Source organism: Pseudomonas sp. 21, assembly GCF_000955805.1.
Lineage (GTDB): Bacteria > Pseudomonadota > Gammaproteobacteria > Pseudomonadales > Pseudomonadaceae > Pseudomonas.
In genome coordinates, this window is sequence record NZ_JYOA01000008.1 from 65,693 (window position 1) to 82,372 (window position 16,680).

Sequence of the window (16,680 nt, forward strand, 5' to 3'; positions counted from 1 at the left end):
GCATGGCCCGCTCCTACAATGACTTCATCTTTGTTTCGCTGAATGGTGAATTTAATTCGTCTATTCCGCGAATTTCATCAGTGGTTGCTGGCGCTCCGGGGCGGCAATCTTGCGCCATCCCTTACACCACCCGGAGAGCTCCAATGTCCCGTACCCACTCGACCCTGCCCAAGGCCGACGGCTTCCGCCTGCCCGGTGAATTCGAACCCAAGGCCCGCTGCTGGCTCGGCTGGCCGGAGCGCACGGACGTCTGGCGCAACGGCGGCAAGCCGGCGCAGAAGATCTGGGTCGAGGTGGTCAGCGCCGTCGCCAGCAGCGAGCCGGTGACCGTCTGCGCCTCGGCCGCGCAATACGCCAACGCCCGCCGCATGCTCCCCGAGAACGTGCGGGTGGTGGAGATGACCTGCAACGACACCTGGTTCCGCGACAGCGGCCCGGCCTTCCTGGTCAACGACGCTACCGGCGAGATGCGCGGCGTGGACTTCCAGTTCAACGCCTACGGCGGCCTCGACGGCGGCCTCTACTACCCCTGGGACAAGGACGACCAGATCGCGCAGAAGATCCTCGAGATTGAAGGCTTCGACCGCTATCGCGCATCGATCATCGCCGAGATGGGCAGCATCCGCAGCGACGGCCAGGGCACCCTGCTGACCACCGAGCAATGCCTGCTCAACCGCAACCGCAATGCCCACCTGGGGAAGGAAGAAGTCACCCGCCGGCTCTGCGACTACCTGGGCGCCGAACACGTGATCTGGCTGCCGCGTGGCTGCAAGTTCGACGAAACCGACGGCCACGTCGACGACCTGGCGTGCTTCGTGCGGCCGGGCGTGGTGGTGATGCAGTGGACGGACGACCGCAGCGACCCGCAGTGGGAGATCTACCAGGAGGCCTACGACGTGCTGCGCAGCGCCCGCGATGCCCGTGGCAATTCGCTGGAGGTGCACAAGCTGCCGCAGCCGCAGGTGCTGGAGTGGACCACTGCCGAAGCCGAGGGCCTGGACCAGGTCGACGGCAGTTTCGAGCGCCAGGAGGGCACGAAAATCTGCGCCTCCTACATCAACTTCTACACCGGCAATTCGGCCATCGTCATGCCGTTCTTCAACGACCCGAACGACCGCATCGCCCAGGGCGTGCTGGCCGAGCTGTTCCCGGACAAGCGCGTGATCGGTATCGACAACTCGCGGGAAATCCTCCTGGGTGGCGGCAACATCGGTTGCATCACCATGCCCCAGTACGCGGCGCCGGCGCGCCGCGGCTGAGGTTCCCGCGCGGGCCGAGCCGTACGGGCCGCGTTGCTCACGTCAGCGCGAATCAGCCCAGCCGCAGCGGGTCGCCACCGGCAACCGTGCGGTCCATCAGGCGGATGCTGTCGCGGCCGCCGCGCTTGGAATCATAGAGCGCGGCGTCGCCTTGCTCGATCAGCGCAGCGAGGCTGGCCGGCGGCTGGTCGAACAGGTTGGCGCCGATGCTCAGGGTTACCGCCTGGGGCGTCGCGAAGTTCTGCGTGGCGGTGCTCTGGAATTGCTCGCGCAGCTTGGCCGCCAGCGCCATCACCTGTTCGCCGCTGACGTTGCCCAGCAGGATGACGAACTCGTCACCCCCCAGCCGCGCTGCCACCGCTCGCTCGGGCAACGCCGCCCGGATCAATTCGCTGAGCGCCACCAGCAGGCGGTCGCCGGCGGTGTGCCCGTGCAGGTCGTTGACCTGCTTGAAGTTGTCGATATCGATCAGCAACAGCGCGCCGGGGCGTTCCGCAGAGATGTCCTCGAACACGCGGGGCGCACGGACTTCCAGTGCGCGGCGGTTGTACAGGGCGGTCAACGGGTCGCGTGCGGCAAGACGGGCGATGCGCTTCTCGCGGCGATAGCGTTCGGTGCCGGTCATCGACAGGGCAATCAGCATGATCGCCATGGCGCCTTCGACCAGGGAAATCTGGATGATTTCGCCGCGGAAGGCGGCGAGGTCGATCAGCGTGCCGGGGATGATCACCGTCGCGCCCTTGGCCAGGTAGAAGGCGCCGTGTACCAGCATCACGTAGCGCAGCTGCACCGCGCCTACGCTCAGGGACTTGCCGTGGGGGCGCAGCAGGTAGCTGGCGCGCAGGGAGAGCAGGGCGACCAGCCAGGAGTTGGCCAGCAGCATGAGCTTTGACCACAGCGGGCCGCCGTCGGGCAGCGCCAGCAGTGCCGCCCAGGTGAGCGGGACCAGCAGCCAGCCCCGCGACAGCCGTGCCTCGGTGAACTTCGCCACCCCGCTGAGGAAGAACCAGTGCGCCAGCACCAGCAGGCCATTGGCGAACCAGATGCCCACCAGCAGGTAGCCGCTCATGCGCATCAGGGCGAGGGTGGAACCGATGGTGATGGTGGCGAATCCCGCGCTCCAGAACAGCAGCGAACGCTCGCGCACGCTGCGCCATTCGATGGCCAGATACAACGCTGCGGCCGCCGCGAGGGCGACCGAGATAGTCAACATGGTGGGTGGGTCGAGCGCCATTTTCGAAACCGTACTGCACTGTCGGCAAAAACCGTGATTGTAAGCGCCCTTGCTGGTTTTCCGGTATGCCAGCCGGGCGCTTCCGGTCGGGTTTGTAGCGCCCCTGTCGCGTCTGGGAAGCGCTTCTTCCGCTTTCGTCGCATTGCAGAAGCGGCCAGTGGCCATCAGACTGCGCGGGTTCGTGAGTCGTTGCTGTGGGGCTGGGAGGCCCGAAGCCATGGAAAAGCCAACGCGCCGGCGCTGGAGCCCGCTGTGGTTCCTGATCGTCGCGGCCAGTTACCTGATCGCCATCCTGTTCACCGTGGCCCTGGCGGGGCTGGGCTGGATTCTCTTCTCCGGCGGCCTGGACGTGACCGTGGTGAAGGAGCGCCGCTACCTGTTGCTGGGCAGCGGCGGGCTGATGCTGGCGGTGTCGGCCTATATCCTGCTGATGTCGATCCCCACCAGCATCCTCTCGGCGGTGCGCCGCGAGCGCTCCTGATCTCAGCCAGCCTCGCGGCGCAGGTGAAAGCGGCAGGTCTCGCCGCCCCGGTGCATGCACTCCAGGTGCTCGACCGGGTGGCCGCCCAGGGTGCCGATCAGCGCCAGGTCCAGTTCGCAGACTTCCGGGTGCTGCTCGGCCAGGTGATGGAACACGCAGTTGTGAGCAACGATCTCTGCCTCTCCGGAGCTGCGGAAGATCACCTGCGCCTCGTAGCCATTGTCGCTGAGGTGCTCGGCGATGCGCTCCTCGTTCACCGGCTCGGTTTCCAGCTCGCCGGCCAGCCGCGTGCCCAGCTTGCGCATCATTTCCTGCAACGCCTGCGCGCCAATCAGCTGCGCTATCTCGCCGATCAGCAGGTCACCGAGCAACTGGTAGTGCCGGGGGAAGAGTTCCCGGCCGCGCGGGCTCAGCCGGTACAGTTGCTCGGGGCGGCGCCCGGTGGGGCGAGTGGGGCCGCGCAGGACCAGTGCATCGCGCTCCAGCGCGGCCAGGTGCTGGCGCACGGCGGTGCGCGTCACGGCCAGTTGCTCGGCCAGTTCGTCGATGCTCATGCCGCCCGCCTGGTAGAGCAGGGCGGCGAGCAGGTCCTGCTGGGTACGGCCCATTCCCTGAAGCATGCTTCTACCCCGCGGTGTGGAATTTGTCCGGGAACTGCTTGACCAGCGCTGCGCTCAGCGCGTCGGCGAGCATCTGGATGTGCTGGCGCATGCCCTGCCAGGTCTTCGCTTCATTGGCGTAGTCGTGCGCGGCCAACTGGTCGATCTGTGCGATGTGCTGGGCGCCGTGGGTACTGAGCAGGGCGACCAGGTCTTGCTCCGGCAGGTTCGGGTTGGCCGCGGCGAGGAACCTGGCGATAGCCCCGGCATTGCTGGTCAACTCGCTGACGGCGGCCTTGCGCCCGTCATCGTCCTTCCCGACGGTGGCGTCGCTGTAGTGTTTCACCGCGCCCCAGTGCCCGGCCAGCAGCTTGAGCAACTGGTCGGCGGCCGGTTGGCCGTAGAGCGGCGCGATGGCGTTGGCGATGCGGGTAGCGTTGGCCACCACCTGGTCGGCGGCGACCCTGGCCTGGGCCTTGTCGCCGACCTGGTTGGCCTGCACGTAGTCGCGGATCCAGAAGATGTGCTCCTGCCACAGGTCGCGCAGGGCAAGGCGGTTGTTCAATGCCGCCGGGGAAGAGGCGGCGCTGCTTTCGTGGGACATCGGGGTGGAGTAGCTGGCGGCGCTGGCGTCAGTGGCAAGGGCGCAGAGCGTGGCGAACACAACGAAAAGCGACGAGACGGTTTTCATGGCGATAGCCTCGGTAGGGACTTCAAAATCAATTAAGGCATATAAAGATGCCGTAATTGATTTATCCGACCGAAGGCGGTGGAGGCTGATGCTGTTGCTTGCGTCAGCAGGCTGGCAGGATCAAGGCGGGGAGTTTCGCCACATGTTGGCCAATGCCTGGCAGCATCGCTGCGCAGGCATTGGCCCGGTCAGGTTTTCAGAAGCAGGCGCGCATTCAGAGCCCGATATCGCTGCGCCGGTTGCTGGAGCCTTCGATGGGGTCTTCATCCAGGCTGAAGCCCCGGACACCGATCTCCTTCTCCAGCGCCAGCAGGTACTGGCGCAGCGCGTGGCGGGTTGATTCCTCGCGCAGGCTGTGGTGCACGTGGTTGGCGACCTGGGCGTAGGGCAGCGGCTTGCGCTCCTGGCGCTCGTCGATGCTTACCAGGTGCCAGCCGTAGCGAGACGCCAGCGGCCGGTCGTGCAGGCCCACCGGCAGGCGCTGCAGGGCCTGGTCCAGTTCGGCCACGGTCTGCCCGGAGGTCAGCCAGCCCAGCTCGCCGCCTTCGTCTCTGGACGGGCAGGCGGAATGCCGCTGGGCCAGGTCGGTGAAGCGTTCGGGGTGTTCGCCCAGTTCCTTCAGCAGCTTCTCGCCCAGCCGGTAGTGCGCGTCGCGGGCCTTGGCGTCCTCCGGTGCGGCGGGCAGCAGGATGTGCCGCACGCGCAGGCGGGTCGGCTCGGAGAAGCGCTCGCGGTGGGTGTCGAAGTAGCGACGGCAAGTGGCTTCGTCCGGCTCCGGGACGTTCAGCTCGCGATCCAGCAGGGTTGCGACGGCCTGGTCATCATCCGCGATGCTCGCCGTCAGGCCGAGCATGCTGGCGCGTTGCGACAGCAGTTCACGCACGACCAGTGCGCGCACGGCGCTGAGTTGCGCATCGGCCAGCGAGGAGGCCGGGTGGAAGGGCGTCTCCCTGGCGATGTCCGCTTCGGTGAGTTCGGTGTCGCCGACGCGGATCACCGGGATCGGCGAATCGGGGAGGTTCTCGACTGCAATCATGTCCATCTGCGTTTCTTCCTCAGCCGCGGCGGCGGACGATCTGGTAGTTACGCCCGAAGTAGCCCAGGGGAATGCTCCACACGTGCACCAGGCGGGTGAAGGGGAACAGCAGGATGATGGTCAGGCCGATGAAGATGTGCAGTTTGAAGATCAGCGGCGCTTCCATCACGAAGTCGGCGGCGCCACCGCGGAAGAACACGATGGCCTGCGCCCAGTTGGCCAGCGCCAGCATCATGCCGCCGTCCAGGTGGTCCAGCGAGGCGAAAATGGTGGTCAGGCCGAGGCACGCCTGGAGCAGGAGCAGGGCGATGATCAGGTTGTCCATCGCGCTGGAGGAGGCCCGCACGCGCGGGTTGGCCAGCCGCCGCCAGAGCAGCATGGCGCCGCCGATCACACAGAGCACCCCGGCGATGCCGCCGAAGATGATCGCCATCAGCTGCTTGTGCCCGGCGGAGAGGAACGGCGCGTAGACCCAGTGCGGCGTCAGCAGGCCGACCAGGTGGCCGCCGAAGATCGCCAGGATGCCGATGTGGAACAGGTTGCTCGCCAGGCGCATGTGCTTTGACGAGAGCATCTGGCTGGAGCCGGTCTTCCAGGTGTACTGGCCGTAGTCGTAGCGCATCAGGCTGCCGATCAGGAACACGGTGCCGGCGAGGTAGGGGTAGATGCCGTAGATGAATTGGAGCAGGTATTGCTCGAACATGATGGCGGGCCTCCGTTCATTCTTTGCCGGGTTCAGGGACGCTCTGACGGCATGATCTGCACGACCTGGGGCAGCGCTTCGTACTTGCGCTCGGCCAGGCGTCGTCCTTCGGCGGACTGCAGGCTGCAGTCCTTGTCGGTTTCGGCGTGGAAGCGCACGGCTTCTTCCTCCCACACCGCGTCCAGCGCCTGGGGCGTGTTGTCCGGCGCTTCGCCGGCGGCGACGGGGCGCTGCTCGTCGATGGCCTCGGTGGCGCCGATCAGTGCGAGCAGGGCGCGTGGCACCAGCGCGTAGCGGGTATCGCGCTCTTCCAGACGCGCGGCGAGCAGGGCGAGGATGTGCTGGATGTCACCCAGCCACTGGCCGATCTCCTCATGGCCGCGGGTGGACAGGTACTCCAGGAACAGCGGCAGGTAGTCCGGCAGCTCGCGGGCGTCGAGCTGGAAGCCGGCGGCCTCGTACTCGGCCAGCAGGTTGACCATGGCCTGGCCGCGGTCTCGGGATTCGCCGTGGACGTGCTCGAACAGCAGCAGCGAGGTGGCGCGGCCACGGTCGAACAGCTCGACGTAGGCCTCCTCAAGGTCGAGCAGGTCGCCGGCGGCCAACTCGCCGCACCACTGCGCCAGCTCCGCGCGCAGCGTCAGCGGCAGGCGGTCCTCGCCGTCGAGAATCTCCACGGCTTCGGCGCTGGCGGCCTGCAGCTCGGCAGTCGGGTAGTCGAGCAGGCGCGCCAGCACGCGCAGGCTGAGCAGGCCCACGACGGGGCCTTCATACGGTTCGTAGTTACCCATGGCGACTGTCCTCCACCGGGTCGAAGGTCTGCACCGGCTTGACCAGCGTGGTGGTGTTCTTGCGCCCGCCGAACAGGCTGACCTGGTTGTTGCCGCCGCCGTTGCAGCCGTCGCCGAAGGTGAAGCCGCAACCGCTGCGTTCGGCATAGGCCTCGGGAATGTGCTCGCGGTGGCCCGTGGGGATGACGAAGCGGTCCTCGTAGTTGGCGATCGCCAGGTAGCGGTACATCTCCTCGACCTGGTTCTGGGTCAGGCCGACCTGTTGCAGCACCTCGGTATTGAGCTCCTTGTCGACGTGCTTGGCGCGCATGTACACACGCATCGCCATGAGCCGCTTGAGGGCCAGCACCACCGGTGCTTCCTCGCCGGCGGTGAGCATGTTGGCCAGGTAGCGCACCGGGATGCGCAGCGACTCGACCTTGGGCAGCACGCCGTCGAATTCCACGTGCCCGGCCTCGGCGGCGGACTGGATCGGGGAGAGCGGCGGCACGTACCAGACCATCGGCAGGGTGCGGTACTCCGGGTGCAGCGGCAGCGCCAGCTGCCAGTCGATGGCCAGCTTGTAGACCGGCGAGGCCTGGGCGGCGGCGATCACGTTGTCGGGGATGCCGTCCTTGCGCGCCTGGGCGATGACTTCCGGGTCGTGCGGGTCGAGGAAGATCTCGCACTGGCGGTGGTAGAGGTCACGGTCATCCTTGGAGGCGGCCACTTCCTCGATGCGGTCGGCATCGTAGAGCAGCACGCCGAGGTAGCGGATGCGCCCCACACAGGTTTCCGAGCACACGGTGGGCTGGCCGGTCTCGATGCGCGGGTAGCAGAAGATGCACTTCTCGGACTTACCGCTTTTCCAGTTGTAGTAGATCTTCTTGTACGGGCAGCCGCTGATGCACATGCGCCAGCCACGGCACTTGTCCTGGTCGATGAGGACGATGCCGTCTTCTTCGCGCTTGTAGATCGCGCCGCTGGGACAGGAGGCCACGCACGCCGGGTTCAGGCAGTGTTCGCACAGGCGTGGCAGGTACATCATGAAGGTGTTTTCGAACTGCCCGTAGATGTCCGCCTGGACCTGGTCGAAGTTGATGTCCTTGCGCCGTTTGGCGAACTCGGTGCCGAGCAGTTCTTCCCAGTTCGGGCCCCACTCGATCTTGTCCATGCGCTGCCCGGAGATCAGCGAACGCGGCCGTGCCACGGGCTGGTGGTCGCCCTGCTTGGCGCTGTGCAGGTGCTGGTAGTCGAAGGTGAAGGGTTCGTAGTAGTCGTCGATCTCCGGCAGGTCCGGGTTGGCGAAGATGTTCGCCAGCACCCGCCACTTGCCGCCGATGCGCGGGTTGATGGAGCCGTCGGCGTTGCGCACCCAGCCGCCGTTCCATTTCTTCTGGTTCTCCCATTCCTTCGGGTAGCCGATGCCGGGCTTGGTCTCGACGTTGTTGTACCAGGCGTACTCGATGCCTTCACGACTGGTCCAGACGTTCTTGCAGGTGACTGAGCAGGTGTGGCAACCGATGCACTTGTCGAGGTTCAGGACCATCCCGACCTGGGAACGAATCTTCATTTGACGGCCTCCTGCTGATAGTCGTTGCCTTCGCCGTCGAGCCAGTCGACGCGGCGCATCTTGCGCACGATGACGAACTCGTCGCGGTTGGATCCCACGGTGCCGTAGTAGTTGAAGCCATAGGAGAGCTGCGCGTAGCCGCCGATCATGTGGGTCGGCTTGGGGCAGACCCGCGTGACCGAGTTGTGGATGCCGCCGCGCGTGCCGGTCATCTCCGAGCCCGGGATGTTCAGGATGCGTTCCTGGGCGTGGTACATCATCGCCATGCCCGGGCGTACCCGCTGGCTCACCACCGCGCGGGCGGCGATGGCGCCGTTGGCGTTGTACAACTCGATCCAGTCGTTGTCGGAGACGCCGATGGAGCGGGCGTCGTCCTCGGACATCCAGACGATCGGCCCGCCGCGCGACAGGGTCTGCATCAGCAGGTTGTCGCTGTAGGTGGAGTGGATGCCCCACTTCTGGTGCGGGGTCAGCCAGTTCAGGGCGATCTCCGGGTTGCCGTTGCTCTTGGGCGCGGCAACGCTGGCGGCGGCCTTGGTGTCGATGGGCGGCCGGTAGACCATCAGGCTTTCGCCGAAGGCGCGCATCCACGGGTGGTCCTGGTAGAACTGCTGGCGGCCGGTGACGGTGCGCCACGGGATCAGCTCATGCACGTTGGTGTAGCAGGCGTTGTAGCTCACGTGCTCGTCTTCCAGGCCCGACCAGGTGGGGCTGGAGATGATCTTGCGCGGCTGTGCGACGAGGTCGCGGAAGCGGATCTTTTCCTCTTCCTTGGGCTTGGCCAGGTGTGTGTGGTCGCGCCCGGTGATCTTCGACAGTGCCGCCCAGGCCTTCACGGCCACCTGGCCGTTGGTCTCCGGCGCCAGGGCGAGAATCATCTCGGCGGCGTCGATGGCCGAGGCGATCTTCGGCCGGCCCTCGGCGGAGCCTTCGAGCTTGCGGTAGTTGAGCTTGCCGAGCAGGTCGACTTCGGTTTCGGTGTTCCAGGCGATGCCCTTGCCGCCGTTGCCGATGGTGTCCAGCAGCGGGCCGACGGCGCTGAAGCGCTCGTAGGTTTCCGGGTAGTTGCGCTTGACCTCGATGAGCGAAGGCATGGTCTTGCCGGGGATCGCCTCGCACTCGCCTTTCTTCCAGTCCAGCACCTGCGGCTGTGCCAGCTCGCCGGGGCTGTCGTGCTGCAGGGGCAGGGTGACCAGGTCGGTTTCCTCACCGAGGTGGCCGACGCACAGGCGCGAGAACGCGCGGGCGATGCCGTCGTAGATCTGCCAGTCGCTGCGCGCTTCCCAGGCCGGGTCGGTGGCGGCGGTGAGGGGGTGGATGAAGGGGTGCATGTCCGACGTGTTGAGGTCGTCCTTTTCGTACCAGGTGGCGGTGGGCAGCACCACGTCCGAGTACAGGCAGGTGGTGGACATGCGGAAGTCCAGGGTGGTCAGCAGGTCGAGCTTGCCTTCGATGGGCTCGTCCTTCCAGACGACCTCCTCGGGCTTCCTGCCGGTTTCGCCGAGGTCCTTGCCGAGCAGGCCGTTCTTGGTGCCCAGCAGGTACTTGAGCATGTACTCGTGGCCCTTGCCGGAGGAGCCGAGCAGGTTGGAGCGCCAGACGAACAGGTTGCGCGGGTGGTTCTGCGGGTTGTCCGGGTCTTCGCTGGCAAAGCGCAGCTGGCCGCTTTTCAGCTGTTCGACGGTGTAGTCCACCGTGCTCTTGCCGGCGGCCTGGGCGGCGGCGGCCAGGCGCAGTGGGTTGATGCTCAGTTGCGGTGCCGAGGGCAGCCAGCCCATGCGCTCGGCGCGCACGTTGAAGTCCACCAGGCTGCCGCTGAAGTCCTGCGGACGGGCGAGCGGGGAGAGCAGCTCCTTCACTTCCAGCTTCTCGTAGCGCCACTGGCTGGAGTGGTTGTAGAAGAACGAGGTGCCGTTCATGTGGCGCGGCGGGCGGTGCCAGTCGAGGGCGAAGGCCAGCGGTGTCCAGCCGGTCTGCGGGCGCAGCTTTTCCTGGCCGACGTAGTGCGACCAGCCGCCGCCGCTCTTGCCGATGCAACCGCAGAGGATGAGCATGTTGATCAGCCCGCGGTAGTTCATGTCCATGTGGTACCAGTGGTTCATCCCGGCACCGACGATGATCATGGAGCGCCCGTGGGTCTTGTCGGCGTTCTGCGCGAACTCGCGGGCGATGCGGATCATCTGCGCCGCCGGCACCCCGGTGATCGCCTCCTGCCAGGCCGGGGTGTAGGGCTTCATCTGCCCGTAGTCGCTGGCGCCGTCGTCCTCGCCCGCGCCGCCGACGGTGGCTTGCAGGCCACGGTCGATGCCGTAGTTGGCGGCAGTCAGGTCGAACACGGTGACGGCCAGCACCTCGCGGCCATCGGCCAGTTTCAGGCGCTTGGCCGGCACGTGGTGGTAGATGACATCGCGCACCTTCACGTTGGGGAAGTGCTGGCGCTCGATGCCGCCGAAGTAGGGGAAGGCCACCCGCGCCACTTCGTCGTGCTGGCCGAGTTGCGACAGGCGCAGGCTGATTTCCTTGCCGTCGGCGTCGACCTGTTCCAGGTTCCAGTGGCCGCTCTCGCCCCAGCGGAAGCCGATGGCGCCGCGCGGTACCACCAGACGATCGCCGCTCTCGTCCCAGGCCACGGTCTTCCACTCGGGGTTGTTGGCCTGGGCGAGGTTGCCGTCGAAGTCGCTGGCGCGCAGTTGCTTGCCCGGCACCAGGCTGCCGTCGTCGCGCGGCTCCAGTTCCACGAGAATCGGCATGTCGGTGTAGCGGCGGATGTAGTCGGTGAAGTAGGCGCTGGGTTTCTCCAGGTGGAATTCCTTGAAGATCACATGGCCCATGGCGATGGCCAGCGCGGAGTCGGTGCCCTGCTTGGCGCTCATCCACTCGTCGCAGAGCTTGGAGATTTCCGCGTAGTCCGGGGTGATGGCGATGGTCTTGGTGCCCTTGTAGCGCACCTCGGTGAAGAAGTGCGCGTCGGGGGTACGGGTCTGCGGGACGTTGGAACCCCAGGCGATGATGTAGCCGGAGTTGTACCAGTCGGCGGACTCGGGCACGTCGGTCTGCTCGCCCCACACCTGCGGCGAGGCGGGCGGCAGGTCGCAGTACCAGTCATAGAAGGACAGGCACACGCCGCCGATCAGCGACAGGTAACGGGTGCCCGAGGCGTAGGAAACCATCGACATCGCCGGGATCGGCGAGAAGCCGACCACGCGGTCCGGGCCGTAGGTCTTCACGGTGTAGACGTTGGCGGCGGCGACCAGGGTCTGCATCTCGTCCCAATCGGCGCGCACGAATCCGCCACGGCCGCGGATGGACTTGTACTGCCTGGACTTCTGCGGGTCCTCGACGATGCTCGCCCAGGCCAGTACCGGGTCCTTGTGGGTCGCCAGCGCATCGCGCCAGAGCTGCACCAGCGCCTTGCGCACCATCGGGTATTTCAGCCGGTTGGCGCTGTACAGATACCAGGAGTAGCTGGCGCCGCGCGGGCAGCCACGGGGCTCGTGGTTGGGCAGGTCGGGGCGGGTGCGCGGGTAGTCGGTCTGCTGGGTTTCCCAGGTGACCAGGCCGTTCTTCACATAGATCTTCCAGCTGCAGGAGCCGGTGCAGTTCACCCCGTGGGTCGAGCGGGCGATCTTGTCGAACTGCCAGCGCTGGCGATAGCCGTCTTCCCAGTCGCGGCTCTCATCGCGGGTTTCACCGTGGCCGCCGGCGAACTCCGGGGGACGCTTGACCAGGTAGCGCAGACGGTCGATGAAGAAGCTCATGTTTCTCCTCCTAATCTGTGCGCGCCACTAGAGCCAGCAGCGCAGCTCTCTAGCAACGCGACGCTTCAGCAACGCACTTCGGCATTGCCACGGGTGTAGAAGAACCAGGTCAGCGCGATACACAGCACGTAGAACACGATGAACCCGTAGAGCGCCCATTCCGGGCCTCCGGTGAGGTCGAACGAACTGCCGAACGATTTCGGGATGAAGAAGCCGCCGTAGGCCGCCACCGCCGAGATGAAGCCCACCGCGGCGGCGGACTCCTTCTCGCTCTGCAGGCCCTGCTGCTCGGCGGGCAGGCCGGGGAACAGGCGTGGCGTCATGATCCGGAAGATCGCCGGGATCATCTGCGTGGTGCTGGCATTGCCCACGCCGGAGAAGAAGAACAGCAGCAGGAACATCGCCAGGAAGCCCCAGAAGGCACCCGGCTGGTCCTTGCCGGCGATGAAGAACAGCACGCCGCCGACGCACACGGCCATGGCGACGAACACCCAGAGGCTGATCCGCCCGCCGCCGAAGCGGTCCGCCAGGCCACCGGTGAAGGCGCGGGCCAGCGCCCCGATCAGGGGGCCGAGGAAGGCGAACTTGAGCACGTCGACGCCGGGGAACAGGTGCCCGGCCAGCAGCGGGAAACCGGCGGAGAAGCCGATGAAGCTGCCGAAGGTGCCCGTGTAGAGCACGCTCATCAGCCAGGTGTGCTTGCGCTTGAAGATCGCCATCTGGTCGGCGAAGGATGACTTGGCGCTGGCGATGTCGTTCATGCCGAACCAGGCGGCGATGGTCGCGATGACGATGAAGGGCACCCAGATGAAGCCGGCGTTCTGCAGCCACAGCGGTGTGCCGGCGGCGGTCATCTGCGGCTCGCCGCCCAGGCCGCCGAATACCGCCATGGTGATGCACAGCGGTACGGCGAACTGCATGACGCTCACGCCCAGGTTGCCCAGCCCGGCGTTCAGGCCCATGGCCGCGCCCTTGGCCTGTTTGGGGAAGAAGAACGAGATGTTCGCCATGCTCGAGGAGAAGTTGCCGCCGCCCAGGCCGCAGAGCAGGGCGAGGATCAGCATCACCAGGTACGGCGTGTTCGGATTCTGTACGGCGAAGCCGATCCACAGCGCCGGCAGCAGCAGCGATGCGGTGGACAGCGCCGTCCAGCGCCGGCCGCCGAAGATCGGCACCATGAAGCTGTAGAAGATGCGCAGCGTGGCGCCGGACAGGCCGGGCAGGGCGGCCAGCCAGAACAGCTGGTTGGCGCTGTAGTTGAAGCCCGCCAGCGGCAGCTTGGCCACCACCACCGACCAGACCATCCAGATGGCGAAGGCCAGCAGCAGGTTGGGGATGGAAATCCACAGGTTGCGCGTGGCGATGCGCTTGCCGGTCTGCTCCCAGAACGCCGGGTCCTCGGGGTGCCATTCGCGCAGTACGAAGCTGCTGGGGGTGGAGAGTTCCGGCAGGTCGCGGGACGGGTTGCTTTCGGCCCATTCCACCCGCTCGGCCATGCGGATCGCGTAGTGCATCCAGGCCAGCGCACCGGCGGCGATCAGGAACAGCAGCATGAAGCAGCTCTGCCAGATGCCGACCACGTCATTGAGCATGCCGAAGGTCAGCGGCAACAGGAAACCGCCCAGGCCGCCCATCATCCCCACCAGCCCGCCGACCACGCCGACATGCTGCGGGTAATAGGTGGGGATGTGCTTGAACACCGCCGCCTTGCCCAGGGACATGAAGAAGCCCAGCACGATGATGATCGCCGCGAAGCCGATCAGCCCCAGGTGCATCGAGAACTCCACCTCGCCGCGTACGCCGGTGACGACATAGCGGGTCGGTGGATAGCTGAGCAGGAAGGTGCAGATCACCGACAGGCTCAGGGTCCAGTACATCACCCGGCGCGCGCCGTGGCGGTCCGACAGCCAGCCGCCGAGGATGCGGAACAGGGAGGCCGGCACGGTGTACAGCGCGGCGACGAAACCGGCGGCGGCCAGGCCCAGGCCGTACACCTCCATCAGGTAGTGCGGCAGCCACAGGGCCAGCGCCACGAAGGCACCGAAGACGAAGAAGTAGTAGAGCGAGAAGCGCCACACGCGCAGCTCGGCCAGCGGCGCCAGTTGCTCGGACAGCGGGATGGCCTTGGCCTGGCGGGTGGCGGCCTGCGGGTCGGTCTTGGCCAGCAGGATGAACAGGATGCCCATGGCGCCCAGCACCAGGGCGTAGACCAGCGCGGCGCCGCGCCAGCCGAGGGCGAGCATCAGCAGCGGGGCGGCGAGGTTGGTCAGGCCGGCGCCGACGTTACCGGCGCCGAAGATACCCAGCGCGGTGCCCTGGCGCCCCGGTTCGAACCAGGTGGCGGTGTAGGCGGTGCCGACGATGAAGCCGCCGCCGGCCAGGCCCACGCCCAGGGCGGCCACCAGCAACATCGGGAAACTGTTGGCGAAGGTCAGCAGGTAGACGCAGACGGCCGACACCAGCATCAGCAGGCCGAACACCCAGCGGCCACCGTAGCGGTCGGTCCACAGGCCGAGGAAGATGCGCGAGATCGAGCCGGTCAGCACCGGCGTTGCCATCAGCAGGCCGAGCTGGGTATCGCTGAGGCCGAACTCGTTCTTGATCTGCAGGCCGAGGATGGAGAACAGCGTCCACACGGCGAAGCACAGGGTAAAGGCAAGGGTCGACAAGCCGAGGGCGCGATAGCGGTCGCCGGCTGGGATTGAAGTAGCCATTCTGCACGCAGTCCCTTGAAGGTACCGTCAGCAACGGTTCGTTCCATCCAGCCGTGACGACGCCGGGGCAGGTCAGTGGTCACCTGCGCTCGCGGGCATTGCCATTAGCCGAATCACGGTCAGTCTTGTGGCGTTTCTGGTTGTCTTGGCACTCGACGGTGCTGCAGAGGCTCAGCCTAGACGCAGATCAAGGGGAATTCCAAAACCGGGCGGGATATTGCAGCGAACGTGCAGGGTTTGGCGTTTCGCTGTATGGAAATATAAATAACGATGGCCATTAGATTGCCATTGTTTCGATCGGGCGGCCGCCATCAATCGGCAAATGCTGTACGAACGCGGAGATCAGTCCTGCGCGAGAGAACTTCTTGATCCTGCGCAGGAGGCGCGTAGCTTGAGCGGAGTATCGTGCGGCGGCGACTCGCAGCGACAGACTGCCAGCGCCTCAGGAGCCCGTGTCATGCCCGAATCGATGAGTTTCAACCGCGCGCTGGTGGAGAAGTACGACCGTCCCGGCCCGCGCTATACCTCCTATCCCACCGCGCCGCAGTTCCATGGCGCCTTCGCCGCCGACGACTACCGCGCGGCCGCCCAGCGCAGCAACCATCGCGGCACCGAGAGCGCGGCCAAGCCGCTCTCGGTGTACATCCATATCCCGTTCTGCAAGAGCCTCTGCTACTACTGCGCCTGCAACAAGATCATCACCCAGAAGACCCACCGCGCCGTGGAGTACCTGGATTACCTCAAGCGCGAGATCGCCATGCAGGCCGAACTCTTCGACGGCACGCGCAAGCTCACCCAGCTGCACCTGGGCGGCGGGACACCGACCTACCTCACCAGCGAGCAGCTGGGCGAGGTGATGGACAGCCTGCGCGAGCACTTCAACCTCGACGAGAGCGATGACCACGAGTTCTCCATCGAAGTCGACCCGCGCACCATCAGCCGCGAGCGTATTGCCGAGCTGCGCGCCCAGGGCTTCAACCGCCTGAGCTTCGGCGTGCAGGATTTCGACGAGCAGGTGCAGCAAGCGGTCAATCGAGTGCAGAGCGAACAGCAGGTCTTCGACCTGGTCGCGGCGGCCCGCGCGGCGAAGTTCAAGTCGGTTTCCGTGGACCTGATCTACGGCCTGCCGTTGCAGACGGTGGCGAGTTTCGACACCACGCTGGGCAAGATCATCGCCCTGCGTCCCGACCGCATCGCCGCCTACAGCTATGCCCACCTGCCCGAGCGGGTGCGCGCTCAACGGCTGATCCGCCGCGAGGACATGCCGCCCCCCGAGCGCAAACTGGAGCTGCTGGAGTTGACCATCCAGCGCCTGACCGCGGCGGGCTATGTCTATATCGGCATGGACCACTTCGCCTTGCCGGACGATGAACTCACCGTGGCCCGCAGCAACGGCACCCTGCAACGCAACTTCCAGGGCTATTCGACCCACGCCGACTGCGACCTCATCGCCCTGGGCGTGTCGTCCATCAGCAAGGTCGGCGACACCTACGGGCAGAACGTGAAGGAGCTGTCGCAGTATTACGCGCGGATCAACGAAGGCTTGCTGCCGGTGCACAAGGGCTATCGCCTGACCGACGACGACCGCCTGCGTCGCGAAGTGATCAGCGCGCTGATGTGCCATGGCCGGGTGGATTACGCGCCGCTGGAGGAGCGCCACGGCATTCGTTTTGGCGAGTACTTCGAAGGGGCGTTGCGGCAGTTGCAGGAGCAGGTTGGCGACGGCCTCATCGAACTGCACGACGACGCGCTGGTGCTGCTGCCCCAGGGCCAGCTGATGATGCGCAGCGTGGCCATGGCCTTCGACGCCTACCTGGGCGGCGCGCAGCAGGAGCGCTTCTCGCGCACGATCTGATACTACA

At 66.2% G+C, this 16,680-nt stretch carries 12 protein-coding genes; 3 read left to right on the plus strand and 9 right to left on the minus strand.

Going from position 1 to position 16,680, the window contains the following annotated elements:
- The first annotated feature begins 143 nt into the window (after positions 1–143).
- On the plus strand, positions 144–1,259 hold the full coding sequence (aguA, locus tag UB43_RS19695) for an agmatine deiminase (RefSeq protein ID WP_045214348.1): 1,116 nt from the start codon (positions 144–146) through the stop codon (positions 1,257–1,259).
- Between the two features lie 52 nt (positions 1,260–1,311).
- On the opposite strand, the gene UB43_RS19700 is transcribed toward aguA, so the two are convergent.
- Positions 1,312–2,493 (minus strand): GGDEF domain-containing protein, encoded by a 1,182-nt coding sequence (locus UB43_RS19700; protein WP_045214349.1) that lies wholly within the window; start codon positions 2,491–2,493, stop codon positions 1,312–1,314.
- A 217-nt stretch (positions 2,494–2,710) separates the two neighbouring features.
- Here UB43_RS19700 and UB43_RS19705 point away from each other — a divergent pair, with 217 nt between their 5' ends.
- Complete coding sequence (locus tag UB43_RS19705) at positions 2,711–2,974, plus strand: hypothetical protein (protein ID WP_045214351.1); 264 nt, start codon at positions 2,711–2,713, stop codon at positions 2,972–2,974.
- Positions 2,975–2,976: 2 nt separating this feature from the next.
- Here the strand turns inward: UB43_RS19705 and UB43_RS19710 are convergent, their stop codons facing one another.
- From UB43_RS19710 to UB43_RS19745, 8 genes are all read right to left on the minus strand, one after another.
- The gene (locus UB43_RS19710; protein WP_045214354.1) at positions 2,977–3,594 is read right to left on the minus strand and encodes a metalloregulator ArsR/SmtB family transcription factor; all 618 of its coding nucleotides are present in this window, start codon (positions 3,592–3,594) and stop codon (positions 2,977–2,979) included.
- A gap of 4 nt (positions 3,595–3,598) precedes the next feature.
- Positions 3,599–4,264, minus strand: coding sequence for a hypothetical protein (locus tag UB43_RS19715; RefSeq protein ID WP_371318989.1), 666 nt, complete (start codon positions 4,262–4,264; stop codon positions 3,599–3,601).
- 214 nt (positions 4,265–4,478) lie between these two features.
- Entirely contained in the window at positions 4,479–5,306 is an 828-nt protein-coding gene (locus UB43_RS19720) for a peptidylprolyl isomerase (RefSeq protein ID WP_045214356.1), read from the minus strand.
- A 13-nt stretch (positions 5,307–5,319) separates the two neighbouring features.
- Positions 5,320–6,003 carry a respiratory nitrate reductase subunit gamma gene (gene narI, locus UB43_RS19725; RefSeq protein ID WP_045214358.1) on the minus strand — a complete coding sequence of 228 codons (684 nt, stop codon included), beginning with the start codon at positions 6,001–6,003 and terminating at the stop codon, positions 5,320–5,322.
- A 32-nt stretch (positions 6,004–6,035) separates the two neighbouring features.
- On the minus strand, positions 6,036–6,794 hold the full coding sequence (gene narJ / locus UB43_RS19730) for a nitrate reductase molybdenum cofactor assembly chaperone (protein ID WP_045214360.1): 759 nt from the start codon (positions 6,792–6,794) through the stop codon (positions 6,036–6,038).
- Positions 6,787–8,346 (minus strand): nitrate reductase subunit beta, encoded by a 1,560-nt coding sequence (narH, locus tag UB43_RS19735; RefSeq protein ID WP_045214362.1) that lies wholly within the window; start codon positions 8,344–8,346, stop codon positions 6,787–6,789. Before narH ends, narJ begins: the two co-directional genes overlap by 8 nt.
- Positions 8,343–12,104, minus strand: a complete 3,762-nt coding sequence (locus UB43_RS19740; protein ID WP_045214364.1) for a nitrate reductase subunit alpha — start codon at positions 12,102–12,104, stop codon at positions 8,343–8,345. Before UB43_RS19740 ends, narH begins: the two co-directional genes overlap by 4 nt.
- Positions 12,105–12,169: 65 nt before the next feature.
- Positions 12,170–14,818 (minus strand): MFS transporter, encoded by a 2,649-nt coding sequence (locus UB43_RS19745; protein WP_045214366.1) that lies wholly within the window; start codon positions 14,816–14,818, stop codon positions 12,170–12,172.
- A 457-nt stretch (positions 14,819–15,275) separates the two neighbouring features.
- Between UB43_RS19745 and hemN the strand changes: the two genes are divergently transcribed.
- Positions 15,276–16,673 (plus strand): oxygen-independent coproporphyrinogen III oxidase, encoded by a 1,398-nt coding sequence (hemN, locus tag UB43_RS19750; protein WP_045214367.1) that lies wholly within the window; start codon positions 15,276–15,278, stop codon positions 16,671–16,673.
- Positions 16,674–16,680 lie beyond the last annotated feature (7 nt).

What these genes read in the sequence shown, in the direction of transcription:
- UB43_RS19740 (WP_045214364.1), bottom strand. Translation starts at nt 12,104, where the DNA reads ATGAGCTTCTTCATCGACCGTCTGCGCTACCTGGTCAAGCGTCCCCCG.
- UB43_RS19705 (WP_045214351.1), top strand. Translation starts at nt 2,711, where the DNA reads ATGGAAAAGCCAACGCGCCGGCGCTGGAGCCCGCTGTGGTTCCTGATC.
- UB43_RS19715 (WP_371318989.1), bottom strand. Translation starts at nt 4,264, where the DNA reads ATGAAAACCGTCTCGTCGCTTTTCGTTGTGTTCGCCACGCTCTGCGCC.
- narI (WP_045214358.1), bottom strand. Translation starts at nt 6,003, where the DNA reads ATGTTCGAGCAATACCTGCTCCAATTCATCTACGGCATCTACCCCTAC.
- aguA (WP_045214348.1), top strand. Translation starts at nt 144, where the DNA reads ATGTCCCGTACCCACTCGACCCTGCCCAAGGCCGACGGCTTCCGCCTG.
- narH (WP_045214362.1), bottom strand. Translation starts at nt 8,346, where the DNA reads ATGAAGATTCGTTCCCAGGTCGGGATGGTCCTGAACCTCGACAAGTGC.
- UB43_RS19720 (WP_045214356.1), bottom strand. Translation starts at nt 5,306, where the DNA reads ATGGACATGATTGCAGTCGAGAACCTCCCCGATTCGCCGATCCCGGTG.
- UB43_RS19710 (WP_045214354.1), bottom strand. Translation starts at nt 3,594, where the DNA reads ATGCTTCAGGGAATGGGCCGTACCCAGCAGGACCTGCTCGCCGCCCTG.
- UB43_RS19745 (WP_045214366.1), bottom strand. Translation starts at nt 14,818, where the DNA reads ATGGCTACTTCAATCCCAGCCGGCGACCGCTATCGCGCCCTCGGCTTG.
- narJ (WP_045214360.1), bottom strand. Translation starts at nt 6,794, where the DNA reads ATGGGTAACTACGAACCGTATGAAGGCCCCGTCGTGGGCCTGCTCAGC.
- UB43_RS19700 (WP_045214349.1), bottom strand. Translation starts at nt 2,493, where the DNA reads ATGGCGCTCGACCCACCCACCATGTTGACTATCTCGGTCGCCCTCGCG.
- hemN (WP_045214367.1), top strand. Translation starts at nt 15,276, where the DNA reads ATGCCCGAATCGATGAGTTTCAACCGCGCGCTGGTGGAGAAGTACGAC.